The following is a 24,823-nucleotide window of genomic DNA, read 5'->3' on the forward strand; positions in this document are numbered from 1 at the left end:
GCGCCGAGCTTGAATGCTTCGCACGCCCGTCTAGCATTCGACGGGCTGTCGAAAGTTTCACCGGCCCAAGCGACCTGCTCGCCGTTCGTCGCGTACAGCCACCATGAATGAGCGCCTGACTTTGTCGGTCCTGTTGAGAATCTCACTGTGCCTCCCGGGGCTAGCCGAACGTCGTCGTTGGTCGTGATGTTAGCCAGATCGCGGGACGGCGTGGGATCAGACATTTCCGGCGCGAAGCCGGCGCAATAGTCGTTCCATCCGGGTGCGAGATGGAGAGCGTCGTCTGTCAGTCGACGTATACACCCGGTCTGCCAAATGTGAATACTCGGTAACATCACGCGGACGACACACCGATATACCAGTATGCTGGCCGCGTTCGGCATCGTCGTAGCTGGTGACGATCCGGGGTGGGCGGACAGGTTGCGACGCAGATCAAAGACCTTCCAGCCAGCTTCGCATCGGAACGGGGTGGCGGTCTGACGCGTTCCCTGCCCCTCACGAAATGATCGGCGACGCCATGTCTTTGAAGGCACCGCTTAGTTCCCACACTCGCGAACTGACTGCTCGCCGGGCCTTCAGGGCGCTCGCGGCCGGTCTGGTGGCTACGGTCGCGACCGCGCTGGCGCTGACCGTCGCGCCCGCGGCCGTAGCGGCTCCCAACCCGGCCATCCTGGTGGGCGGCGTCACCCTCGCGCCAAGTGGCGAGCAGTTCACGGTGGGCGACACGGTGACCGTCTCGGGCGCGTGGGACGCAACTGAGGCCGACCCTCAAGAGGGCGACACTTTCACGATCGGGTTGCCACCGGAGTTCGCCTTTGAGCAGGCCATCCCCTTCCCCCTGCGGGGTGTGGACGCGAGCGGCGACCCGGTCACCTGGGGCAACTGCCTCACGGATCCCGCGACCGCCCGGGCAACCTGCACGCTCACCGAGGCCGTGACAGCCGCCCCGGAGCTCGTTCAGGGTACGTGGGAGTTCGACGTCAACGCAGCACGCGCGACCACGTCGGAAACTGTCAACTTCGATCTGAACGGCCCATCCGTCGCAGTCGACCTCCCGGGCACCGGTGGCATCAACGACGGCATCGAACTCCCCGGTGAGGTAACCAAGTCTGGGGTGATGAACGACAACAACTGGTCCATGACCTGGACGGTGGACATCCCCGGCGCCAACATGGTGGGCCAGTCCACGGTGACTCTCCGGGACACATTGGGGACGGGACACCGTCTCTGCGACCCGACGGGCATCAAGCTGCAGTCGGTGCGCGGATCGACCGTAGCGGACGTCAGCAACCTGATCAGCTCGACGCCGGCTGCGGGTGCTGCCGCGTTCGATGTCCTCCTCAGCGCCCCCTCGGCGGGGTTCGACGCCAACGTCACCTACCGCCTGACCTACCTGACGTGCACCCCCGACGGGCAGATCGACCCTCCGGGGACGACGTACGATAACTCGGCTCAGATTCAGGGTTGGGGAGACGCTGGTCGGGGGGTCGGCACAGTGGAGAACAAGCCGTGGCAGCTCAACCTCACCAAGGTGGGGAGCGTCCTCGGAGGGGGAGAGCGAAACGGCAAGGTCCGCTGGACCGTCACGGTGCCGGGCGATCAATTGCTCAACAAGACTGCCTTCACTTTTGCTGAATCTCTCGGCGCGGGCCATGATATCTGCGACGACACCATCAGCGGGATCAGAGTCAGCGAGCGATACGGTCCGAGTAACCAGCTTCAACGGGACATCACCGGGCTCCTGACGGCAACGACGGTCTCATCGTCCGCCCAGGCCTTCGGAATTCGGTTCGAGGTCGCGGACCCCGCCCTGCAGTTCCGAGCTTCCGACTACCGCTACGTCGTCACCTACACGACGTGCGTTAGTGCCGACGAGCTCCCGTCTGGCGGGACAGCCTTCGCGAACGAAGTGGACGTGGACGGTCAGGTCGCGAGCGAAACGGCTCGAGTCCCCAACCGCAGCGCCGGCAAGAGCGGGCGCATCAGCACCTCCGCCGTCACCATCGACGGCGTCGAGCAGTCCCCGCAGACCACTATCGACTGGACTGTCACAATCCCGGGGGAACGGATCGAAACCGTCGAGGATGTTCTCACGCTCACCGACACGTTGAGCGCCTCGCAGGCGATCTGCCAGGCGGGTGACCCGTCTAACGGGCTCGCGGCCAGACTGAACCTCCGCGTCGAGGCTCGTGACCAGATCAGCGGTGGTGGGCTCGCCACCGTGAACCTGACGGATCAGACGGACGTGTCCGCAGCGGGCCAGAACATCACCTTCTCACTTGACAGCACGGACCTGCCCATCCCGGGCGGCGTCAGCGACGGGTTCAGCCGGGAGTACCAGTACGTGCTCCGATACACGACCTGTACAGCCTCCGGCGGGATGGACGCCCCCGGCACCTCCTACGGCAACGCCATCACCGGGTCGGGTGTGTCGTTCACCAGCTCCGTGACGCAGAACAACCGAGGTAGCGGGACTGGTCAAGGCGTCACTCGGGGATCCGTAGCGATCACGAAGTCCCTGGCTGACACCGCCGGGGCCGACTTCGTTCCCGTCGACACCACCTTCACCGTCCACGTCCGCGAGATCGATCCGTCCGGTTCGGTCGTGAACGAGTACGACCGGCAGGTACCCCTGAACGGCGAACCTATTCGCGGCCTCAACGCTCGCGGAACGGGGTGGACGATCGAACTCACGGAGCCGACCTTCCCTTCCATCCCGGGTGTCACCTTCGGCACGCCGGTCTTCGCACCCGGATCCGGGGTGGTGATCTCCGATGGCGGCGCAACGGCTACAGCAACGATCACCCCCGGCAACAACATCGCGGTCGCGCTGACAAACGAAGCGAGGCTGGGCGCCGTCTCGATCGAAAAGACGCTAGAGGGCGACGCAGCTGGCCAGGTGGCCACGGATCGTGCGTTCGAAGTGACCGCGTCCGTCGACACGAGCGCACTCGGCTCCTCGTTCCCCGTGCAGCCGGACCGGACGGTGCAGGTCACGGCTGATGAGCCCGTTGTCCTGGATGGCCTCCCAATCGGTTCCGTCGTCTCATTCACAGAGACACAACCCGTCGATGACGACACCTTCACATGGGGTACGCCGGCTATCGACCCGGAGTCTTTGACGATAACTGCCGCCGAGGCGTCAACCCCCGCCCAGGTCACGGTGACCAACACCGTTAGGCGAACGGTGGGTACGTTCTCGGTCTCGAAGACCGTCGCTGGCGATCAAGCTGAGAACGCAGCCGTCCCGGAGACGGTGACGGTCGAAGCCGCCTGGGACGGTGGGTCGAAGACGCTGACGCTGCCGACCGACGGGACCGCCGTGCCACTGGGTGAGGATTTGCTCGTCGGCACTGATGTCACCCTGAGAGAGACACCCCTCTCTGACGGGTCCGGGATCGCGTGGGGATCGCCCACCTGGTCCGGCGATGGCGTCTCCCTCGACGGTACGGCGGCCGTGGTTACTGTTGGGCGGGATGCAGATGCGAGCGTCAGCGTCACGAACTACGCCGCCACCTCTACAGCCGGCATCAGTCTGTTGAAGGGCGTCGGGGGAGCGGCGGCGTCGGAAGTGCCGACTGGAACCGACTTCCCAGTCACGGCGTCGTGGACCGACGGCGACGGGTCACTGCAGTCAAAGGAACTGACCATCAACGCCGGCGCGCCGACATCCCTCGGCGTTGAGCTCCCGGCTGGCACAGTCGTCACGATCACCGAGGGCACCAGGCCTGCTGTCGAGACGGTCATCTGGGGTTCCGTCGTCATCGCAGGAACCGGCGTCACCGATAACGGCGACGGCTCAGCGACCATCGTGGTCTCGGATCAGCAGGACGATGTCACTCTCGTGACTGTCGTCAACGAGGCGACGTGGGCACCGGGAACTTTCTCGATCGCGAAGACTGTCGTCGGTATCGACCTTGATGACCCCGCGGTTGGCGATGACGTCACGGTCACAGCGAGCTGGGTCGGTGACGCTGGACCTGAATCGGCTGAGCTTTCTGTTCCCACCGACGGAAGCCGGACCGCCTTCCGAACGGAACTGCCTAGGGGCACCGAAGTGATCCTGACCGAGGCGACACCTGCATCGGACGGTCGCTTCACGTGGAGCGGTCCGGCGTGGACCGGCGAAGGCGTGACCTCCGACGGTGCACGAGCAGTGATCATCATCGGGGCAGCGTCGGACGTCCAGGTAGCGCTATCGAACACGGCGATCGCTTCGCTGGGCGAGCTGTCCATCACCAAGGCAACAACGGGTTCTGGCGCCGCCGAGGCCACCAATGTGCGCTTCCCGATCCGGCTCTCCTGGACGGACCTCACCGGCTCTGCGCAGTCGTCTGACATATCGGTCCGGGTGGGTGAGGCGGCTTATGTCAGCAGCATTCCTCTGGGCGCCGAAGTCCGAGTCGAGGAGCTCCCCTCGTCTCTCCCCGCTGGCATCACCTGGAGCGCAGCCACATGGCAAGCCGGATCGTCCAACGTTGACCTCAGGAGTGACGCCGGATCGCCCGTCGCCGTTGTGACGGTGACGGGCGGCCCGGGGACGACCGCAGCCGTCTCCCTGGAGAACGAACTCACCGCTGCTGATGACACCGCGACCCCTAACCCACCTGGAGGGGTCGACGCGGGGAACGAATCGGCCGACAACCCGGGGACGCTGCCCGTGTCGGGTGGTTCCCTGTTGCCCGTGACGGTCGCCGGCCTGATCGCGCTCGCGATGATCGGGTTTGGGCTGATGCTCGTGCGCCGCCGCCTCCGTCCACGAGGCTGAGTCAACGCTGAAGAGGTGGGTGCCCAGGCGAGCACCCACCTCTTCTGACTCGCGCAGTGCATGCCAGGTGTATGCACAACCGGGCAGGGTATGCCTACACCCAGCCGGTACGGTCCACGCCGGCTCGGTCGAGGAGCTCTTCGTCGTGGTGGCCGGTCATGGCCTCAGTGGTCCAAAACACCTGATTAACGAGCTCGTCGAGCTCTGCGGAGGCGCGTCCGATGTACGTCGCCACGTCGCGGTAACTTTCGGCCATGACCGCCAGGCACGACCCGACGAAGGGAACGCTCATCGTGTGCCCAAGCCCCGGGCCGGAGAGGTCAACGTCGCCTCGACCGGCCACGAAGCGGAGGACCGTGCGATCTTGCGCATGCACCACTGAAGACGCGAGCCTCCAAATTTGTCGTCCGTAGTCTTTTCCTAAGACCAGGTCTGCCATCTGAGGCATCTGGAGCAGAGCGGGCGCGAACCAAGGTTGCGGTTCACCACTCTTGAAACGGCCGCGCGGGAGGTCATCCGCGTCGCCCTGTTTAAGGATCTCTGCTCGGCGTTCGGTCAAGACTTCGACGTCACGGTCGGGCGCCGCGGTATCGTCCTTCAGTTCCTCATGAATCGCGAGCAGCTCGACGTTAGCCGCGCGACCGGTTCTTTCGTCGAGAGTCGCCGACTCGTCTAATAGGTAGCGGATGTGCGCACCAGCGTCGAGCAGGATGCGTCCAGCCGCCAGTAGCGGACGGAAGGGTGGGTTCGACGCGAGTAGGACTGTCAAGGCCCACGTGTGGTCTGATGTCGCAACGAGGTAATCCTCGAGAAGGTCGATCAGTAGCCGGTTCCGGTTGTTGAGATGCTTCCCGACCTGATCGTCGTGATCGCGTTGTGCCCGAGACCCGGGTGCCCAGGCCAGGAGTCTTCGTGGCGCGAACTGGCGATCGTCGGCGCCCTCGAACAGGTGAGTGTTCGCATCCGATCGAAGCGCGCCGACGGCAACCGAAAGGTCCGCCCACGTCGGTCGGACGCGAGCGATCACCGCCGCCTGCTCGCTTGCGCGCCGCGAGTGCAAAACCACCTTGACCGGGTCCAGCGCGCCGTTGTCGTCGTATACGTCGAGAGGCTTTGACCTGGTCACGCTCGTCACTGTATCCACCTCGCGCGACGTCACCTGGTGACGTTGCGAATGGGCTTGGAGAACCACATCGCAGTGATCACGGCGGCGCCCCAAACGGCAAAAAGCGGATCCCATAGGTAGGCATGGCCGATCATCGCCGGTGGGTCGTAACCGGACCCAGTCCTGACGGCGCCGAGGAGGACTGCGTTAGCGACTAGCGCGTTGACGCCGCCGTAAGCCAGAAGGATGCCGCCGCCTACCCAGCAAGCGGCTCGCCACAGCCGAACCGGAAGAAGTCGGTCATGTAGGACGAGGATGGGGAAGACGGACGCGAGGATCTTCGCGATGGCGATCACTCCCAGGAGAAGCCCGCTCAGGATAGGCGCCTCCGCACCCAGCTCTTCAGCCCAGGGCCCCACGGTGTCCAGTAGCAACCGCCCACCCAGCGCCCAGTAGGCGCTGACGGCCGCGTGCGTCATTCCAGCAGCGAACGCTATCCAGGCCGCAACCCCGGCCGAGCGTGCGGTAGGTGACGTCATGGGTCGATTCTGGCGGATGTGCCCTCTGGCGAGCGCTGTACGGCGATGCCGATCACGTTCGCGGCCCCCGGGAGAACAACGAACCGGTGTGCGGTTGCGGACTCGAACTCGCTAGGGAGCATGAGGATCAAGTCACTGGGCTCCGAAGGAGAGGTAGAGGGAAGGACGACGATCTCGGCGCCGCTGTTCAGAACGATGCTGATCTCGTCGGCGACCACTGTCGTCTCGGTTGCATTGCGGCGGATGTTCACGCGGAAGGTCATGGTTGGCGCCTGTTCGGGTTCGAGCGCGTTCCGAATACTAGAGAGAACGTTGGATGGGCTGGCGTCGCGGTGTAGCTCCTCTGCGCGGAAGCTGAGCGATGAAGAAGACGATCGTGGCGATGACCGTGACGGCGGCCGCGATGCCGACGCAGACGAGAGCGATGAGCGCATAGCCGCGATCCGGATCGAGGAATGGGTAGGGAACCCAACCGTCTGTGGCTCCGCGCACGAGCACTACGGAGATCCACACGAGCGGGTAGAGGAGTACAAGGGGGAGCAGCCGCCATCGAATGGGGGCACGGTCGGTTGCGACTAGCCAGCCCGCCATCGCAAGCACAGGTGTGATCAGATGCAAGACGACGTTCGCCCAAGGCAGCGCTACTCCGCCGGCTGCACCCAGCGGCGCCAAGAACACGGCGTACACCAGTCCGACGACAACGATGTAGGTCGCCGCGAAGGCTCGGGCGAGGACGAGCGCGCGGGAAGGGGTGCGGTTGCGGAGGCCGGAGATGCCGGCAATGGCCCACACGACCGCCACGAACAGGTTCGACTGGATCGTGAAGTAGCCGAAGAAGTTGAACGGGTTGATTTGGGACCGGCTGGCGGTGTCGAAGAACGTCGCCACGATGGCGACGGCGGTGAGCGCCGCGAAGAAGATCCTCGCGACGCTCACCGGTATCGACGCTGGCGCCGGCGACTGAGGGATCGTCAGCACCAGGACTTCACTCGTTTCCGATCGCCTTGTCGGCCTGGTCGCGGAGCCCGTCAACTTTGTCGTCGAACTGGTCCGGCGCGACCTTCTTCACGAACTCGGCGCTCGCATCGAGCACCTTGTCGCTAACCTCTTCGGCCTGTTCCCCGTGAAGAACGTCGTCGATCTTCTCCTTGTTGTCGTCGAGGAAGTTTTTCGCCTTGTTGACGATGTCGTCGATTCCCATACCGTTCCCCTTTCTTTCCATCGATGTATTCGATGGGGTCTTGTGGTCAATTGCCCAGTGCGAGGCCGGACCGGACTATGCCTGCGTTGGCGAGCGCTTCCGCCGCGCTCTTCCTCTTCAGCTCCATTGAGGCTCCGATCTCAGCGGCGAGCTTGGGGCGCTTGCTGACGATCGCGTCCAGTGTGGCGAGCGGAACGCTCAGGAGGGTGACGACTTCACCTGCCACCGCGGTGACGATCGTCTTTTCTCGAGTGAGTGCGCTCTGCCCGATGTAGTCCCCACGCTCAACGGTGGCGAATTCGATTCGCCCCGCGCTGGTTTCGACGGCGAGGCGTACCGATCCTGATACGACGAACCACATGTGGTCTGGTACGACGCCTGTGGGGAGTACGACTTCGCCAGCTCCGTAGCGCTCCAAGTGGGAGGCGGAGCGGACAGTATCTCCGTCTTCGTTCCGAAGGTGGAGTGTGGGCGACACAGTAGCCACTGCCGCCTCGAGGTGGTGCGGCTCTGCAATGGGGTCAGTCGCGTCGCCGTCTAGCGCAAGGTGCTGCCTGCGGGCTGCGTACCAGAGCCAGGCCAGATAGAGGCTGAGGGCGTGTTCGCGCAGGCCGGGGCGTTCGACGGCGAAACTGACCCTGTAGCTTCCATTACCGGAGTACTCAGCCGACGGGCGTTCGCTCGCGACCTTCATGGGGAGTGCGTCAGCGACGGTTACCAGGAGCGAGATCACTTCGTGGGGCGGATCGTCGGTCGTGAACTTCACGTCGGTCGCGACGATGTAACTCCCTACCGGCTGACTCAGGTTTGTGAAGGACGCGCCGGAGAGTGACGAGTTAGGGATGATCTGGATCCCCGCACCGGTGTCGAGGTGAACAGCACGCCAGTTGACTTCGACAACCTTTCCCGCGGTGCCGCCCACCGAAAGCCAGTCGCCGATTCGGAAAGGCTGTTCGAACAGGAGCAGCAAGCCCGAGATGACACCACCGACAGCGTTCTGGAGTGCAAGACCGATGACGATCGATCCCACGCCGAGGGCGGCGATCAGGCCTCCGACATCGGCGCCCCATACCCACTGGAACAGGATCGCAAGGCCTACGACCACCAAAATGAGGCGGGCGATCTCGACGAAGATCGTCGGTATGCGTTCGCGCCATGAGCCTGATTCCGCGCGTGCGAACAAGGCAACGTTGAAGCTCGACAGGACGAGCAGGATCACGAGGAACCCGAGAAGCGTTGCTACAACACGAACCCACACTTGGTCTGCGGGTGAGCGGAACGCGAAGATCATCAACGCGAACACGCCCGCGACGGGAAGAACCCAGTTGCGGAGGAACCGGACGGGTCCGGCCGCAGGATGTCCGCGGCGAGCCAGGACCGCGACAATTTCCGTCAAGATCACGAGGAGAACGGGTAGTCCCACGGCAATGCCGGCGGCCCACCAGACCCACCCTTCCTGCAGAAGATTCATTTCGCTTCGACCCGCCAGACGGGCTGTGATGTTCCTCGCAGCTCGATCATCCCGGCTTGCTCGAGCGGCACGGAGTCCGCGAGTCGCTCCCGGACGGCGTCGCTGACGAAGACGCCCGGTTCAGCGGTCACCGCACCGACTCGGTAGGCAAGGCTGACGGCGTCGCCCCAGAGGTCGTAGGCGAGGCTGGTTCGGGCGACGAGACCACTTGTGACCGTGCCCGTGTCCACACCGGCACGGATGTCGAGGTTGGCGCCGTGCTGAGAGTTGAAGCGCGAAACGGCTGCGCGCATCTGGTGGGCGAACTCGACTGCGCGGCGGACGTTGTCAACGCGAGGGACGATGAGGCCCGAGCTAGCCAGATACCCGTTCCGGAGGGATCGGACCTTCTCCACGCCTGCCTTCGTCGCAGCTTCGTCAAATCCGCGCATCAACTCGTTGAGCTTGGCAATCTCGTCGGAGCCGCTCAGTGAACGGGCGTAGTCGTCGAAGCCCACAAGCTCGGCGTAGACGACCGACACGTTGTCGTGCTCTTCCGAAATCGCCTCTTCTCCCTTCTTGTAGCGTTCGGCCATCGCCTCCGGCATCAGAGTGAGGAGGAGTTGCTCGTTCTCAGCCCGCTGCTCGTCAATCAGCTCCTGCTTAACGCGGAGGCTCGAAGCCATCTCGTTGAACGCATTGCCGAGGTCCCCGAACTCATCCCGCGACCGCTGCGGTACCTGCACGGCTAGGTCGCCACCGGCAACGCGACGTACGGCCTCGACGAGCCGCTTCACCGGTCGGGTGAAGACCTGCGCGAGTAGGAGCGCAAGGATGCTGACGAGGATAAGGATGGCCAGAGTCGACAGCAGCAGGTTTCGCGTGAACTCCGCTACAGGTGCGAACGCTTCGTCCGCATCGATCTTCGCGACGATGACCCAGTTGAGACCGTCCAGGGTGAGTGGCGAGTATGCGACGAGTGTTTCCGGGTTCGTGTAGTCCGCCGTGATGGCGGTTCCGGTTTGTCCGCGAAGGGCGTTTTCGGCGGCTGTGAAGTCAACGGTCTGGAGCTGGACAGTGCCCCCCACCGCGACGATCCGCTCTGCTGTCGCCGGTGCGGTTCCGTTAGCGATAGCGGTCTCCGCGTACTCGTCTGGGTGTTCTACGAGAAGACGGGAGACGCTTCGCATTTGAAGGTCCGGGCCTGCGATGTAGACCTCGCCTGTGTCCCCAAGGCCCTGATCTGCCCACGTCTCGTTGCCCGTCATGACGGCGTTGATCTGGTCGATAGGGATCTGGACAGCCATCACGCCGATGATGTTGGTGGCGGTGCCGACGGGGGAGAGTATCCATGCCGTGGGCACATTCAGGGAGGGGAGGTAGCGTTCGAAGTCGGTCGTCACGACGGCGTCCAGGCTTCCGGTCCGGAGCACTTCTTCGTAGGCGCGTGTGAGTGCGGACGTCGTGTAGGGCTCCTCTTTCATGTTGACGCCCAGGTCGACGGACTTGTACGCGGAGTAGACGACATCGGCTTCTTTGTTGAGGATGAGTACGTCCTCGTACCCGAGGTCGTCGACGAGGCCTGCAAAGTAGGAGCCGTACCGGGCATTCGCAGCTGACCACGCGCTGCCATCCCCCGCGTCATCGAGGGCGAGAGCGGCGTCGTAGTCATCGAAGGCGCGACCCGCTGTGTAGTTCGCCTGAAGGTACCGACCAGCGCGTGTGGCAGGTACGAACGATTCGGCAGAGTATTCCTGACCGGATCGCGCCTCCAGCGCGGGAATGAAGCCCTCCTTGTAGAAGGCATCGATCTGTTCCTGTTGTGCGGACGTGAGCTCGCTCTCCTGTAGGGCCTCGAACCCGTCCACAAACGCCTGCGTCGCTTGGACCGCACTCTCATTTCTGGAGTCGAGCTTCACGCCGAGCTGAACCGACGAGATTTCTCGTTGGATCTCTTCGGCCCGCAGCTCTCGTACGGTTGTGAGCTGATCGAACGCCGCCGCCCGGAGCGATTCTCGGCCGTTGAGGTATCCGATCACTCCTACGACCGCGGACGCGATGAGGCTGACCGCGAGCAACATGATCAGCAGCTTTGATTGGATGCCTAGACCGATCCGCCGCCTCGGTTGACGGACCGACGCCTCGCCCTCCCGTGCCGCCGTTTCACCGTTACCGGCCATTACCCACCCCGTCCTCACTTGCTCGAGTTAAAGATTGCACAGCACACCGGTATACCGCTATACCGGAGTCGTAACATTCAGTCTGGGGGAGCGATGCCGATACCGAGCGAACCTTCGGCGATAGCCGCGGAGTCGCCGAACGCCCTCGGTCAGTCGGTGTTCGATGTGCTCGGGCGCGCCATCGCGGACGGCATCCTGGTTGAGGGTGAAGCGCTCCGCGAACGAGACCTCGAGCGATGGATGGGCGTCTCGCGGACCCCTATCCGGGAGGCGCTCGCTCGCCTCGCCGCGTTGGGACTCGTGGAGATTTCTCCGAGCAGATACACCAGGGTGACTGTCGTCGACGACAGCTTGATAAAGGAGACGCTCGAATTCGTGGGGTTTCAATCGGGCCTCGCGCTCCGTCTGGCCGTCCCGAGAATGTCGGCCCGGGCCCTCAAAGTCACCGATGAGCTCATCGCTGAATTACTAGACGCAAACGACCGGGACGACGCCCAAGCCCTCATCGCAGTGACCAGGCGGCTCAATGCTCACGTTGCTGACCACGTCGGGAACCGGATCCTCCGGCGGGTGCTCGGAGAGACTCGGCTCCTGGTCGAGCGAAACCTCAAAGGCGAAGGTTGCGTGCCCGGAACGCCCAAACAGCGGCGGGAGTGGTTCGAGAAGCTGCGCGACGCCGTCCGCGAGCGAGACGGCGAATACGCCGAGTACGCCATACGTGGCCATCACGAGCTCGACACAGATCCCCAACCCCCATGGAAGGAAGCATCATGACCGATCCCAATCCGGAGCAACCGGTTGAACCAACAGAACTTCAGCACACTCCCACCGCGACCGCTCAGGGCCCGTCCCGCGTCGCGATACTGATCGCGGAGGCACTCGGCACTTTCCTCCTCGTCCTCGGCGGTGTGGGATCCGCGCTCCTCGCCGCTAATTTTGGGGCGAGCGACAACGGAACCTCGCTCGGCATCGGCTTTGTAGGTGTCTCGCTGGCGTTCGGACTCACAGTTGTGGCTGGTGCCTACGCGTTCGGTCCGATCTCAGGAGGGCACTTCAACCCGGCTGTCACCATCGGTCTTGCGACGGCGGGCCGTTTCCCCTGGAAAGACACCGGCGGTTACATCGCCGCCCAGATCGTGGGCGGTCTCGTAGCGACCTCGCTGTTGGCGCTCATCGGTTCATCCAACCCTGGATGGTTCGACGCCGCCCACGCCGGCGGATTTGCCAGCAACGGCTTCGGCGAGCTTTCCCCCGGCGGATTCGGCATCCTTGGCGCGATCGTGGTGGAAGTGCTATTCACGGCGATCTTCCTGCTGATCATCCTGGGAGTCACCCACCCGACGCGCGGCAACCCGGCGTTCGCCGGCCTCGTCATCGGCCTCACTCTGACTCTCATCCACCTGGTGACGATTCCGGTCGACAACACGTCCGTCAACCCCGCCCGCTCGATCGCGGCTGCAGTATTCGGCGGTGTCGATCCGCTGGCACAGGTGTGGGTGTTCATCGTGTTCCCCATCGTCGGCGCCGTCCTTGCCGGCCTCCTTCACAGGACGCTGCTCGATCGGACGCGTCGCTGAAGCAAGCGTTCCCGGGGCCACCTTCGCGGCCTCGGGAACGCCCTCAGGATGGCGACTCCGCTGCGGGGGCCGACTCGGCCGAATGCCCCTGCGGGCGTAACATATCGGTATATCGAAATCCGGACACGGTCACCACAATCTCCACCTCCCAGCCCGAATGGACTTGGGCGACACCCCCGTAGCAGCGCTTTCAGCATCTAGGTCTGAGGAGAACGGCTTGGAGAGCACGAGTACTCGAGTTAATCCCTCGCACCTCGTTGACGGGGCAATACTCGTGCTTGAGGACCCCGCGCGTCGAGCCGACGTACTCCTTCGCGTCAGGAAGCCCGAGGGCTGGGAACCAAGCCCCTGGTGGTCGGTCGGCGCCTTCCTCGCCGTCACCGCCGTCGTTGTCTTCACCCTTGGTTTTATCCCCGGCGATATCAGCCCATGACCGGCGAGATCCAGGGCCGGGGCTGAGCCGGTGCCGCGCTACGCCGTCCCCGCCAACAGCGACGACGAACAAGAACTTGCCGCAGTCTTCGGTAGCGCTGTCAACCTCTCGATTATCCGCGAGCTCCAGCGTCATTCGCCTAGGACCCTCGGAGATCTGACCGAGGCGCTGGCAATCGGCCCTTCGACAGTCGCGTCCCGAGTGCGAGAACTCGAGGCCCACGGAGTGATCATCGGCGACCCTCCCAGGGCCTCGCGAAAGCAAGGAACGGAAGCGAGCCTCTCCCTCGATGATGTGGTGATCCAGCGGCTACTGAGCCAGCTGGAGCACATTGTCTCAGGGCGCAAATCGGCATGACCGCGCGGTGCTAATCTCCGGTTATGCGGAATCTCAGGGAAGAGGTGCGCCCTCCTGCGTTCATGCCCATTCCGGCATCCACGGCGGGTTTGGCGGACGCCGTGTACGACCAGCTGGCGCACGCCATCATCGACGGTTCACTTCCGCCCGGTGAGAGGCTCCGCATCAATGAGCTCGCGGAAGCGATGGAGGTTTCACGGACCCCAGTTCGCGAAGCTCTTCAACGGCTAGCCCGACTGCACCTCGTGGAGATCGTCGCCTCGCGCGAGACGAGGGTGACAACGCCGCCACCGACTGCCGCTGTCGACACCTTCGAGTACACCGGCTATCAGATCGGGATCACGGCCAACATGGCCGCGCGCCGGATGACACCTGACGAGCTGACCCATGCGATAGAACGGCTCGACAACATGATGGAGGCGTCCAAGAACGACGACCTCGATCGGCTGTACACCGAAGCGCGCGAGTTCTCCCGAATCCTCGCTCGGGGCGCTCGGAACTCGGTCTTGATCGGAATTCTCCGCGAAGCGGGCCTCGCGATGGAGAGGAACATCCGCCACACCCGGGTAACAGTGTTGCCGGCCGATCGCAGGCTCGTCGCATACGAACACATCAAGGCCGCGCTCCTCGCGCGAGACGGTACCGCCGCGGAGCACTGGCTCCGCATCCAGCATGGGATTGCTGAGTTCCCCGCCGACGAAGCCTGATTGCCGACCCGGGCCGCCGGATGCGACATCGCGCCGGCGGCGTCCTCGACGTGCGCTTGCGCCGCTACGAGCTCACATCGCGGACCGGTTGCGACGACAATGCCGACCGTACCGCGCGTCGTTCGGAACGGTCGAGTCTCGTCGCTGCGCGTCGCGATGCGTCCGCAGCCATTCGATTGAAGGCGTCGGCCTCGTCGGGCGCGATGTCACGCAGAGCGAGAAGGCACTTCTGGAGGCGAATCTGGACCTCAACGAGTCCTGCCCCGTCGCGCGCCAGGGGGCGGAAGGCATCCTCCGCCAGCTCGTCCACGCGAGGCCGCGCCATCCACACGTGCTGATGATCGATCGATTCGTTGCGTTCGCGGGACCTCATGGCGGCGGTGAACACGCGCTGCAGGGCGGCGAGGACCTCGATCGCGGTGCCCGGGTCGTTCGTGGACGGGGACAGCGCGCGGCTGCCAATCTCCGCCAGCGCGATCACCCCGAGGCGCGGGTCCTGGTCGTAGTCGCGGTGGCGCCCGAGGACGAACGCGCTGCGGATGCCGCTCTCGATTTCGTCCGTGAGGACGCCGCGTACGTGCACGAGGGGGTGCCGACGGTCCGCGATCGTGCCCGGGATCGCGGTGACGAAAAAGTCGCACCGGTGTTTTGCCGCGAGCGCGTCCAGCCTTGCAACGTCGACGCTGAGGACGTACTCGCCTTCGAGGGCGGCGACGGGAAAAGCGTCAGCGGGTACCGCTTGAAGCTCGCGAGCGCCGAGGGTGGGATGCTTCGCGTATGCGACGAGGGTGCGCGTCGCGGCATCCTCGACCCGGTCGATCACGTCGGCCATCCGACCGAACCTGGCGAGGTGGCCGATCCAGCGGAGAAGCGTGACGACGATCAGCGCGATCACGATGAGGGTTCCGAAGAAAAGAATCGTGCGTCCCTGCTCGGTGTAGTACCCCGTCGACAGAGCGATGATCCCAACGAGCGCGAAGACGAATGCGCCCACGAATGTCGAGAGCGCATTCTGCGATGTCGGATCGGTGATCAGGAGTTTCGTCGACCGAGGAGTGGCGATCGTGGTGGCCGAGGAATATGCCGTCACCATCGCCGTGATCGAAAATGTCGTCGCCGTCAGCATCGCGGTGGCGACGATCTGCAGCAGCGAGTCGACCGAGTTCTGCCCGAGCTCAACGCGAAGTTCGAAGGGGATGATGGATCCGACAACACCGGCGGCTAGGGCGAAGAGCACCGCGGCCACCGTAAAGACGACGGCCCGGACCCACACGGTGCGCATGATTCGTCGAAGGAGCGTGAGGGCTGTGGGGGAGGACGCGGGCATGGAGACAGTCAACCGCGTTTCGGCAGTCCGCTGAGTTCCCCAACGATGGAGCATGATCTCCCGTCGAGCTTCGCCATGCGCACTGCTCCTTGCCGGCCTCGGACTTAGATGAGACAGTTCTCATCTGCGACCGGGAGCCGCCGGCGCGATCTGATTGCGCAAGACGTTGGAGCTGATGATGATGAGGCGCTTCCCCGCCACTCTCGCCGTGATCGCGCTAGTCACGGCAATGATGGTCGGCGGTGGCCAGGCTGCGAACGCGGCTAAGCCTCCTGTTGTGATCGAGACGGTTGCGAGTAAGACGGTGGCGAAGGGGAAAACGGTCGCCATCAAGCCGTTGGTCAAGGCGCGCGGCTCGGACGTGAAGATCATCTCCAAGACGCTCACGGCCACAGCGAAGGGCGTCAACCTGAAGAATAAAACGTCCCTGAGGTTGAAGGCCGGGACGTACAAGCTCACCCAGACCGTGAGGTACCAGGTCAAAGAGCGCCGATCGACCACGTTGGCTCAGTACGAGGTGTTCTTCGCCGACTGCAAGGTGGTGAAGGTCATCACCGACGACGTCGTCGAAGCTCGCATGGCCATCGCCTGCACTTCCGACGAGTTCCCGGGCTCACAAGCATTCACGGTCGACATGGAGTGGGTGTACTGCGACGCAGACTCTTATCTGGACCACCTCTGCTCGTGGGACGAGTTTGTCGATGGGGCGTCGTTCTGGAGCGGGCAGAGTACCAACGGCGCTTTCACCATCGAGTCATTCGCCGAAGACTGGCTCACGCCGAAAGCCGGGGAGAAGTTCGGAGCGATCGGGCAGGTCACGGCCAAATCGATGAAGCTCACCGGCTCCGTGTGGTCAAAGTCGAAGACTCTGTCAAAGGCGCAGACCCTGAAGGTCACCACCCGGAAATAGGTATCCGCGCGTCTGTGCAGCGCGCATCCGATTCGAGCTGCGGATTGTCGAGCAAGCTTCGCGGGTAGGCCGCCCCTTTAGGGTTACCGGCTGATCAGCGAGCCGCGGTTCGCAGCACGATGACGTCGCAGTGGCTGCATTTGTAGCCGCCGACCCAGTCCCGCATGACCGTCCCGCAGCGCTCGCATCGAAGTTGAACTGCGTCGTCGAACCCGTCGTCTATGGACTAAGCGCTAATCCTCCGGTTGGGCGGCGAGAATCTTTATCTTTCAGTTTGACATAGGAAACGCTAAGGTTCGAGCAACCGCGGGCAGTGTTGCTGCGGCCTCGTGACGACAGGTTGGGGCCTGGGTGCGTTCTTCGGCTAAGCGGTTGATGTCTGCTGTTTCGGTCGGTCTGCTTAGCGCAGCGTTGCTGGTGGGCGTTGCGGCTCCCGCGTATGCCGCGCTCCCAGCGGGCCCGGTCACGGTCGGAGTAACGGGTTCTCGTCCAGGTGCCACCGAGATCCCCTTCCAGGTCTCCGACCAGGTCGGCGTGGGGGTTGATGTCGCGACCGGTAACCTCCGGGTGTCGACCCGCAGCTTGTCGTTGGTGAGTGTGACCGGTCAGGTGGGTATCGGGCAGACGTACAACTCGTTGAGCACCAGCGCGGGTGCGTCGAACACTGCGGCGGCGAACCGGTGGGTGTTCACGGCGCAGGGTGCGGGGTTCCTCGCGACCACCTATGGCGGGGGAGGGCTGACCTACACCGCCGGCGACGGGTCGACCTGGAAGTACACCACCGGCACCGGGAGCGCGTTCAACAGCCCCGCCGGCGCGAAGGCGGATCTCGTGTCGGTCACGGGCGGGTACAAGCTCACCGACCGCCAGTCGCGTCAGGTGATCACGTTCAACAGCGACGGGCGCGCGACCTCGATCGCGGACCGTAACGGCAACACCACGACGCTCACGTACGACCCGTACGGCACGGTCGCGACGGTGGTCAGCAGCGCCGGCCCGACCGCGGCGCGCACCGCGACGTTCACGTACTCGAGCACCACCCGCACCCTGACCGCGTCGCAGACATCGGGTGCGTTGTCGCGGTCGGTGAAGTGGGTGAAGGATTCCTCGCAGAACCTGACCTCGATCGTGGACGGGGAGAACAAGACCACCGCGTTCGGGTACACCGGGCAGCAGCTGACGAGCATCACCGGCCCCACCGGTGCGGTCGTCACTCTCGGGTACGAGTCGTCGACATCGTCCCGGGTGGTGTCGGTGTCGCAGGCGAACACGACCGCGGGGTCGCCAGGGACGAGCGTGACACGGTTCGCGTACCCGTCGTCAACGAGCCGGTACCTGGCACGGCCGAACACGGACCAGGCAGCCTCGGTCGCGTCGGTGCCGCACATCACGTACACGATCAACAGTTCCACCCGTCTGGTGACCAAGTCGGTGGATGAGATGGGCCGGGAGAAGGCGAAGACCTACACCCCCAACGGGGACACGGCCACGGTAACCGCCGGGACCGGTTCCACCGCCGGCACCACGACCGCAATGTACGGGGCGAACGGGGGAGACTCCTTAACGTCGCTGCAGGCACCGGGCGGGCAGACCAGTTCGCAGGCGTTCGCGAACACCGCCGCGTCGACGCAGTACCTGGCGTCGTCGTCGACGGACAGCGCGGGAAACGCGTCGACGTACACATATAACGGGGCGGGTAACCAGCTCACCAGCACCGACGCGAACGCCGCCACGGCGACCCTGACGTACAACTCGGATGGGACGGTGGCGACGGCGTTGGCGCCCGGGAACGGGTCGAACAAAACCCTGTACGGGTACAACGCAAACAAGCAGCTCACCTCGATGACCCCCGTCACCGGCTCATCCCTCGGTGCGCGGGCGTTCACGTACGACGATTTCGGCCGGTTGAAGACTGAGACCGACGGGGCGGGTACGACCACCACGTACGCGTACGACAAGCAGGACCGGCTCCTGACCACGGCGTTCTCGGACGGGACCGCGACGGTCACGAACACGTACACCGACCGGGGGCTCCCCGCTACGCGCGTCGATGGGAACGGGACCACTACTTACACCTACGACCAGCTCGGTCGCCTCGTCGCCCGGGCGAACAGTTTCTTCGGCGGGACGATCAGCTACGGCTACGACCGATCCTCGAACCTGACCACCGTCACCGACAGCCGCGGCACCACCACGAACGCGTTCGATGACGCGGGTGTACCCACCCAGATCACGTACGGGGCAGGCGACGTCCTCCTGTTCGGCGTGGATGATCAGGGCCGCCGGACGGACTCGTGGTTGAAGTCCAACGCCACTCACACCACCTGGACCGCGCACACCCGTCAGGTGTACGACACTTCCGGGCGGGTCTCTCGCGCGATCGGTGAGACCAGGACCAGCGCGGGCACTGTCACCGTCCAATTCGACGCGTCCTACTGCTACAACACCGCCAGCACCTCCACGTGCGGGACGGCCACGGCGAACGACCGGTCGAAGCTGCACTGGTCGAAGGACAACATCTCCGGGATGGTCAGCGCGTACGGGTACGACACATCCGGGCGGTTGACCAGCGTCACCCAGACCGGCGGCACCAACCCCGCCACCTTCGCGTACACGTACGACGCGCGAGGCAACCGGCTCACCGCCAACGTCACCGGCGGGGCCTCACCTTCCACCCAGACACTGACCTACAATGCGGGCAACCAGCTCACCACCAACGGGTACACGTACGACGGGACAGGCAACCTCACCGCCGACACCGCCGGCACCTACACGTACAACGGTGCGCAGCAGATGACCAAGGTCACCAAGCCCGGCGGCAACGAGTACAACTACCGGTACGCCGGCACCAGTCAGGTCGAAGTCCTCGCCCAGGAATACAGCGCCCGCGACTACAAACTCGTCTACGGTCGCACCAACCAAGTCGGTCTGCCCGTCGTCGAACAGGTCCAAGCCGGTACCGCCCTCGCCTGGATCGACAACGACCCCGTCACCGGTGAACCCCTCATGCTCACCACCGCCGGCGGCGTCCAAACCCTCTACGTCTACGACGGACTCGGCACCCCCGTCGGCATGCTCACCGACTACGCCACCGCCGCCTACGTCAACACCTTCGACCCCTACGGCACCGCTGTCCTCACCCGCGGCGGGCAAGGCAACGGATGGACCTACAACCCCTTCGTGTTCAAGGGCGGCATCCAAGACCGCGCCACCGGATGGGTCCACTACGGCAACCGCTGGTACAACCCCACCCTCGGCCGCTGGACCCAACAAGACACCCTCGACACACCCCTCGACTCCACCAACGCCAACCGATACGCCTACGCCGGCGCCGACCCCATCAACAACATCGACCCCACGGGGCGTGCTATCTCGGCGTGTGGTGCGACATCGGCAATTACTGGGCTCGTCTCCTTTGCAACGGGGGTCGCCGGATTTGCTCTAGCCCCATTTACGGCGGGAGCCTCGATACCAATTGCTGCTGGAGCGCTCGGTGCCATATCGGTCATCAGTGGAGCGACGTCCGCTACTCTCGGGATCTATTACCTCGCATCGGACGGGAATTGTTGATGCCTCTGTTTCGCGCACCGCAAAGCGGTGAGGCGCGGCGAACGCGAGCAGCATTCGCCGTGACATGCCTGATACTTGGTCTCGCTGGTTTGATTGCAGGACTCATCCTGGTCGCGAATGACCAGGCTTGGGGGTGGGCGATCGTGATCCCGACCCTGATCGCGTCAGTAGCAGGTGCCCTCTTGCTGACGGTGGGGAGCCGGGGCAGTCAGTAGACCCCGGCTGCGGCTGCCGACTCCATACGGACGCGGCACCTCCGCGCCCTTTCTCGCATAGACCGATAATCACTCTTGTATCGGCGGGTCTCCTGCCGGCCAGCCCTCGCCGGCGCCGACCCATCAACGACACGCCCCGACCGGTCGAGCGTATCGTTCGTCGTCTGTCGGCTGCTACCAAGACCCCGAGACGGGCGAAAACGTGTACGCAAAGGGCATCCCTGACCCCAATAGACGATCAGCTAGTGGTTGTTATGCGAGCCTCGCCGCTACAGTCTTCTTACCCGCGCCGCCGATCACGGTTGAGGTCGGCGCGGGCCTCGTCCTCTACTGCTTCGACGACCTGGGATCATGACTACAACTCAGAGGTGGGCAGGATTCGCCCTTGGAGCCGTCCTTGCCCTGATCGGCTTGGTTCTCGGAGTCTCAACATCTTGGGGTGGGGGAGCAATCGCTCTGGCAGTCGGCGGAGCAGTCATCGCGGCCGTTCACGCGGCTCTCTTGGTGATGGCCCATCGCCACCGGTGACCTCACAACCCCGGTGGGCCTCGTAGCCGGAGACTGACTTGAGGACCGTGCCAGTTGGCACCGGGCCGTACGTCATGGACGCCGCCGCGACCGTGTCGGGCTCGAGCTGGACCTTCACGAAGAATCCGGACTACCGGGCCCCGAGCTCCAGAAGTACGACAAGGTCGTCTACAACTTCTACGTCGACGAGAGGGCCATGCTGAACGCCCTCAAGTCGGGCCAGATCGACGCGGGGTACATTGCACAGAAGGCGAACGTTGCCGAGGCCGAGGCATCGGATCTATCCATCCTGACTACCCGCCACGACTGGCAGGGCTTGATGATGTTCGACCGTGCCGGTGACATCATTCCCGAACTCGGAGACGTGCGTGTGCGCCCGGCGATCATGCACGCGTTCGACACCGACCTGATGGTGAACAAGGCGCAGCTAGGCTTCGGCAAGTCGAACCGGCAAGTGTTCAACGAAGCGTCGACCACGTACCAGCCCGAACTGAACGATGATCTCTCGTACAACCTCGACGAAGCGAAGGCGCTGATGAGCGAGGCGGGGTGGCGCCGACGGGCTCACGATTGATCTGCCGCTGTCGTTGTCCATGATGCAGCGGGATGTCGTCCAGACAATCGAGCAGGGCCTCGGCGAACTGAACATCACGGTGAACTGGACCGACGTGGGTATGGAGTAGTTCAACGAGCTCATCGCCGGGAAGTGGCCCATGGCCTGGGTACAGTTCGGTGCCGAGAAGGACTGGATGGTCAGCCAGACCCTCCTGGCGGAACAAGCGGTGTTCAACCCGCTTCGCAGCCCCGATCCCGAACTCGCCGCGATGCTCGACTCGATCCCCACCGCCTCTGAGGCGGAGGCCGAGTCGACTTTCAAGGACATTGATCGCTGGGTCGTCGAAAACGGCTGGTTCGCACCCTGGTATTGGATCGACGGCACCTACGCGTACAAGAAGTCGGTCGAGGTCGAGCCGCAGGCCTACCAAACTGTTCCGTCGCTGTACAACTTTGAGCCCGCTTCGTGAAATGCCGCGGAGGGGGGCGGGATTCAGCGCCTGCCCTTTTCGCGGTGGGGAGAGGCAACGCACAGTGTTGCCACCTCGACGTCGACCGTGATGGCGCCGCGGTCCGCACTAACGTCTGCTGACAGCGAGCGGGTCAGAGACGCTGGCCCCGGCCCGGTTGAGAGCATCATCGAGGACACGTCGTCGTCGGTTGAAGAGAATCTTCGTCTTGGGCCCCGGCGTATTCAGCCACTCGATCCCATCGGGCAACCTCCTCATGGCCCCAGACGATGGTCCTCCGAGCTCACAGATCGCTCTCCGCAAGATGGTCGCTCCAAAACCGATCCTCGAGCTGCGGGTCGTCCTTCAGCTCTACGTCTGTCACAAAGACGTTCCGGCGACGTAGGGGGCCCGGAATTACCCCATCGGTGAGCTCGCAAGTGCCTTCGGGGTGCCAGGGGGTGTCCAGGCTGAAGCCCCAGCTGCTCACCCACCGGGGGAGTGGTGCGTTGTGGTTCTCGAGGCACCATTCGACGACACCCGCGATCGCAGCGTCCCATTCCGGAGAGACGTGTTTCGGTGCGGTGAACGCCAGCAGCACCGCCGTCGCTGGGTCAACGGACGAGAGATCCCGGCGGAGGCGTCGGAGCCCGAGAAAGTCTGGTTGGCGACGTACAGCATCAGAATGGCCCAGCACAGTCCGCCGGGACCTGAGGTTCAACGCCAGGAGGCGGAGGTCGAGAGCGTCAGCCATCGTCTCAGGGGTGGCAATCGTCGGTCTCCGCGCTCCGCTCTCGTGGGCAGACACATTCGAAGCGGCGACACCAGTCATCTCTGCTACCCGAGCTTTGGATATCCCACTCCGGCGACGTTCGAGGAAGCTTTGATCGGTGATCGACAGCACAGTTCGAGCTTATCGAGATCGATATGCTCCGCCTCATGTCCCTCTTCGAGGGCGTCACCGGGTCTCTCATTTCACTCATGGCCGACTTATCGAGTTCGATAGGGTCCGACGCCTGAACGAGGCAGAAGGGCCCCGATAAGTCGTGATCAGTTCATTGGGAACGCTCCCGTGCCAAGCTGGGCAAGCTTGACCAAGGTGTACTTGGCAGGTCGGAGGCCAGTTGTCGACTGGGATCGGCGACCCCTGCCAACCCTGCCAAGTAGTAGATGTTGTATGTATGAGAAAAAGTAGTAGTAGTAAGTAGAGAGCCGGAAAGTACTCTCTCTTTCCCCTTATACATACCTTCCCGCACTTGGCGATCTTGGCAGTGGTAGCCAAAACGCCCCCTGACCTGGGAATTAGGCCGTTTTTCAGCTTGGCATCGTCTTGGCAGGACTCGCCCCGTCTTGGTCGCGGCTGTGAAAAGTCCCGGCCAGGAGCTGTATCCCCATTTCCGAGCCGTCTCTAGCGGGATTCGGTGCACACGAACGTCAGCTTCGCCGATGCCTACGGGGTGATCCACGACCTCAACCATCGGTCGCATTCCCGACGGTCGGACAGGGTGAAGCCGAGACTCCGGTCGGGAACGCGGTGGTAGTGGGTCAGTTCGGGTCGGCTGGGCGCCCGATGATGGATCACGTACTCGGCGTCGAGTCGCGGCACAGCGTCGTCGACCCAAAGCAGCGGTCGGCCGGGGGCAAGTTCCATGATCTGTCTTGCCTTCCAGACAGCCATGCGTTCGTCCCGGTACCCGTCGTCGACGACGGCAAGTGGCAGGGCAGGCAGCCCCAAGGCCGGCGAGAAGTAGGTGTTCGCGTACTCTACCCAGGTCGACGCCCAGTGGACCTCGATGCCCCGGGCGAGCAGGCTGAGGATCCATTCGACGGCGATCCCTGAGAACGAATGCGTTGCTTTCCAGAGCCCATCGGAGCCCCACGGGGGCTGGCTGTGGTGGACGGTCGGAACGGCCCCGGCTCGCATGACGATCTCCGCGGTGCGCACGTCCTCACGGAACTCCAAGCCGGCCTTGGCGTTCGGGATGCGGACGACGTAGTCGATGTCTATGGCGACGACGGGTCGTTGCAGCTCAGTCATCTTCGCGTCATTCGCCATTGTCGTGGTTGCGGCGGTAGACCGTCTTCAACGCGTCGACGATCTGATCGGCGGCCTGCCTCGGCGGGCCGAGGTCACTCAGCTCGAGGCCGAGGTCGAAGAGCGCCTTCCGAACCGAGTCGACGATCTCCAAGGCCCACGCGTTGATGGCCTGGTCTCGCGCGATGATCCGTTCGACCGCTTCCCACTGGGGGAGCCGATGCTGAATCGCGTCCGAGGGCGTTGCTCGGCGTCGGGCGCGAGCAAGGTCGCGGCGGCGTTGGTCGCGAAGGGCTTCCTGTCCCGCGGGGTCGCTGGCGAGGGTGAGCCACGCGTCCATATCTGCGAGCACCTCGGGCGTGGGGCCCATCTCCCAGCTGATGGTCCGTAGGGCGGTGATTGCTCTGTCGCGGGGGCGTCGGAGCTGCATCAGTCCGTCACCGCTGTCGCGCGATGCGATCCGAGAGATGAGGAGCAGAGGGCGTCCGTCACTTCTCTCCCGCAGCGGCGACGTCTCGAACTCGGAAGTCTCAAAGAATCCGCGTTGCGCTCGGTGGCGCACCGAGTCGAGTTCTGGCAACCCGATCCGCTGCCCGAAGCACGTGTTGGCGGCGCCGTGCCATTGTGAGGCCCAGACGACGTCGATTCCGTCGCCGAGAAGGCTCTTCACCCAATCGACGCCGGTCCGGGAGATCCAGAACCAGCGGACCCAGTGATCGTCCTCATCCCAGCGCGGCCTGTACCAGGCTTCTTCGGGGATCATGTCGCGATAGACGTCAACCTTGAGGGGCCATCGGTCTGAACTCGGGAGTCGGCCCGTGTCGTTGAGGACCGCGAGGAGTCCTTCGACCTCGATCGCGACTACGGGCCGGTAGCGGTCAGCGCTCACCACGGATACCCTCGGCTCTCGCATTGAT

The 24,823-nt window shown here is 64.0% G+C and carries 21 protein-coding genes; 9 read left to right on the forward strand and 12 right to left on the reverse strand.

Annotation, left to right across the window (positions count from 1 at the left end; translation table 11 throughout):
• Positions 1-502: 502 nt before the first annotated feature.
• The gene (locus ACIQLK_RS13920) at positions 503-4,768 is read left to right on the forward strand and encodes a DUF5979 domain-containing protein (RefSeq protein ID WP_400365498.1); all 4,266 of its coding nucleotides are present in this window, start codon (positions 503-505) and stop codon (positions 4,766-4,768) included.
• Positions 4,769-4,862: 94 nt separating this feature from the next.
• Here ACIQLK_RS13920 and ACIQLK_RS13925 read toward each other — a convergent pair whose 3' ends face one another.
• From ACIQLK_RS13925 to ACIQLK_RS13955, 7 genes are read right to left on the reverse strand one after another with little or no spacing between them, the layout of a single operon-like run.
• Entirely contained in the window at positions 4,863-5,894 is a 1,032-nt protein-coding gene (locus tag ACIQLK_RS13925) for a hypothetical protein (protein ID WP_400365499.1), read from the reverse strand.
• A gap of 29 nt (positions 5,895-5,923) precedes the next feature.
• Positions 5,924-6,412, reverse strand: a complete 489-nt coding sequence (locus ACIQLK_RS13930; protein ID WP_400365500.1) for a DUF3995 domain-containing protein — start codon at positions 6,410-6,412, stop codon at positions 5,924-5,926.
• Entirely contained in the window at positions 6,409-6,675 is a 267-nt protein-coding gene (locus ACIQLK_RS13935; protein WP_400365502.1) for a hypothetical protein, read from the reverse strand. Before ACIQLK_RS13935 ends, ACIQLK_RS13930 begins: the two co-directional genes overlap by 4 nt.
• Positions 6,676-6,712: 37 nt before the next feature.
• Positions 6,713-7,348 (reverse strand): Pr6Pr family membrane protein, encoded by a 636-nt coding sequence (locus tag ACIQLK_RS13940; RefSeq protein WP_400365504.1) that lies wholly within the window; start codon positions 7,346-7,348, stop codon positions 6,713-6,715.
• Between the two features lie 49 nt (positions 7,349-7,397).
• Entirely contained in the window at positions 7,398-7,613 is a 216-nt protein-coding gene (locus tag ACIQLK_RS13945; protein WP_400365506.1) for a hypothetical protein, read from the reverse strand.
• 46 nt (positions 7,614-7,659) lie between these two features.
• The gene (locus ACIQLK_RS13950; protein WP_400365508.1) at positions 7,660-9,084 is read right to left on the reverse strand and encodes a mechanosensitive ion channel domain-containing protein; all 1,425 of its coding nucleotides are present in this window, start codon (positions 9,082-9,084) and stop codon (positions 7,660-7,662) included.
• Positions 9,081-11,144: an adenylate/guanylate cyclase domain-containing protein gene (locus ACIQLK_RS13955; RefSeq protein WP_400365510.1), complete on the reverse strand. Its 2,064-nt coding sequence runs from the start codon at positions 11,142-11,144 to the stop codon at positions 9,081-9,083. The genes ACIQLK_RS13950 and ACIQLK_RS13955 overlap by 4 nt, the downstream gene beginning before the upstream one ends.
• 192 nt (positions 11,145-11,336) lie before the next feature.
• Here ACIQLK_RS13955 and ACIQLK_RS13960 point away from each other — a divergent pair, with 192 nt between their 5' ends.
• Together ACIQLK_RS13960 and aqpZ are read left to right on the forward strand one after the other, a co-directional pair.
• Positions 11,337-12,017 carry a GntR family transcriptional regulator gene (locus ACIQLK_RS13960; protein ID WP_400365512.1) on the forward strand — a complete coding sequence of 227 codons (681 nt, stop codon included), beginning with the start codon at positions 11,337-11,339 and terminating at the stop codon, positions 12,015-12,017.
• The gene (gene aqpZ / locus ACIQLK_RS13965; RefSeq protein ID WP_400365514.1) at positions 12,014-12,820 is read left to right on the forward strand and encodes an aquaporin Z; all 807 of its coding nucleotides are present in this window, start codon (positions 12,014-12,016) and stop codon (positions 12,818-12,820) included. Before ACIQLK_RS13960 ends, aqpZ begins: the two co-directional genes overlap by 4 nt.
• A 190-nt stretch (positions 12,821-13,010) precedes the next feature.
• Here the strand turns inward: aqpZ and ACIQLK_RS13970 are convergent, their stop codons facing one another.
• Positions 13,011-13,388 carry a hypothetical protein gene (locus ACIQLK_RS13970; protein WP_400365604.1) on the reverse strand — a complete coding sequence of 126 codons (378 nt, stop codon included), beginning with the start codon at positions 13,386-13,388 and terminating at the stop codon, positions 13,011-13,013.
• Here ACIQLK_RS13970 and ACIQLK_RS13975 point away from each other — a divergent pair.
• Complete coding sequence (locus ACIQLK_RS13975) at positions 13,284-13,610, forward strand: winged helix-turn-helix transcriptional regulator (RefSeq protein ID WP_400365516.1); 327 nt, start codon at positions 13,284-13,286, stop codon at positions 13,608-13,610. The two genes, ACIQLK_RS13970 and ACIQLK_RS13975, sit on opposite strands and share 105 nt — an antisense overlap.
• Positions 13,611-13,672: 62 nt before the next feature.
• The gene (locus ACIQLK_RS13980) at positions 13,673-14,317 is read left to right on the forward strand and encodes a GntR family transcriptional regulator (RefSeq protein WP_400365517.1); all 645 of its coding nucleotides are present in this window, start codon (positions 13,673-13,675) and stop codon (positions 14,315-14,317) included.
• Between the two features lie 64 nt (positions 14,318-14,381).
• On the opposite strand, the gene ACIQLK_RS13985 is transcribed toward ACIQLK_RS13980, so the two are convergent.
• Complete coding sequence (locus ACIQLK_RS13985) at positions 14,382-15,644, reverse strand: DUF2254 domain-containing protein (RefSeq protein WP_400365519.1); 1,263 nt, start codon at positions 15,642-15,644, stop codon at positions 14,382-14,384.
• 175 nt (positions 15,645-15,819) lie between these two features.
• Here ACIQLK_RS13985 and ACIQLK_RS13990 point away from each other — a divergent pair, with 175 nt between their 5' ends.
• From ACIQLK_RS13990 to ACIQLK_RS14005, 4 genes are all read left to right on the forward strand, one after another.
• The gene (locus tag ACIQLK_RS13990) at positions 15,820-16,554 is read left to right on the forward strand and encodes a hypothetical protein (protein ID WP_400365521.1); all 735 of its coding nucleotides are present in this window, start codon (positions 15,820-15,822) and stop codon (positions 16,552-16,554) included.
• A gap of 567 nt (positions 16,555-17,121) precedes the next feature.
• Complete coding sequence (locus ACIQLK_RS13995; protein WP_400365523.1) at positions 17,122-20,124, forward strand: RHS repeat domain-containing protein; 3,003 nt, start codon at positions 17,122-17,124, stop codon at positions 20,122-20,124.
• An 849-nt stretch (positions 20,125-20,973) separates the two neighbouring features.
• The gene (locus ACIQLK_RS14000) at positions 20,974-21,441 is read left to right on the forward strand and encodes an ABC transporter substrate-binding protein (RefSeq protein ID WP_400365602.1); all 468 of its coding nucleotides are present in this window, start codon (positions 20,974-20,976) and stop codon (positions 21,439-21,441) included.
• A gap of 139 nt (positions 21,442-21,580) precedes the next feature.
• The gene (locus tag ACIQLK_RS14005) at positions 21,581-21,892 is read left to right on the forward strand and encodes a hypothetical protein (protein WP_400365525.1); all 312 of its coding nucleotides are present in this window, start codon (positions 21,581-21,583) and stop codon (positions 21,890-21,892) included.
• Positions 21,893-22,175: 283 nt separating this feature from the next.
• On the opposite strand, the gene ACIQLK_RS14010 is transcribed toward ACIQLK_RS14005, so the two are convergent.
• From ACIQLK_RS14010 to ACIQLK_RS14020, 3 genes are all read right to left on the reverse strand, one after another.
• Positions 22,176-22,775: a helix-turn-helix domain-containing protein gene (locus ACIQLK_RS14010; protein WP_400365527.1), complete on the reverse strand. Its 600-nt coding sequence runs from the start codon at positions 22,773-22,775 to the stop codon at positions 22,176-22,178.
• A gap of 546 nt (positions 22,776-23,321) precedes the next feature.
• Positions 23,322-23,909 carry a hypothetical protein gene (locus tag ACIQLK_RS14015; protein WP_400365529.1) on the reverse strand — a complete coding sequence of 196 codons (588 nt, stop codon included), beginning with the start codon at positions 23,907-23,909 and terminating at the stop codon, positions 23,322-23,324.
• A gap of 7 nt (positions 23,910-23,916) precedes the next feature.
• Entirely contained in the window at positions 23,917-24,795 is an 879-nt protein-coding gene (locus ACIQLK_RS14020; protein WP_400365530.1) for a hypothetical protein, read from the reverse strand.
• Between the last annotated feature and the right edge of the window lie 28 nt (positions 24,796-24,823).

It is taken from the genome of Microbacterium sp. NPDC091382, from assembly GCF_044757025.1.
GTDB lineage: Bacteria > Actinomycetota > Actinomycetes > Actinomycetales > Microbacteriaceae > Microbacterium.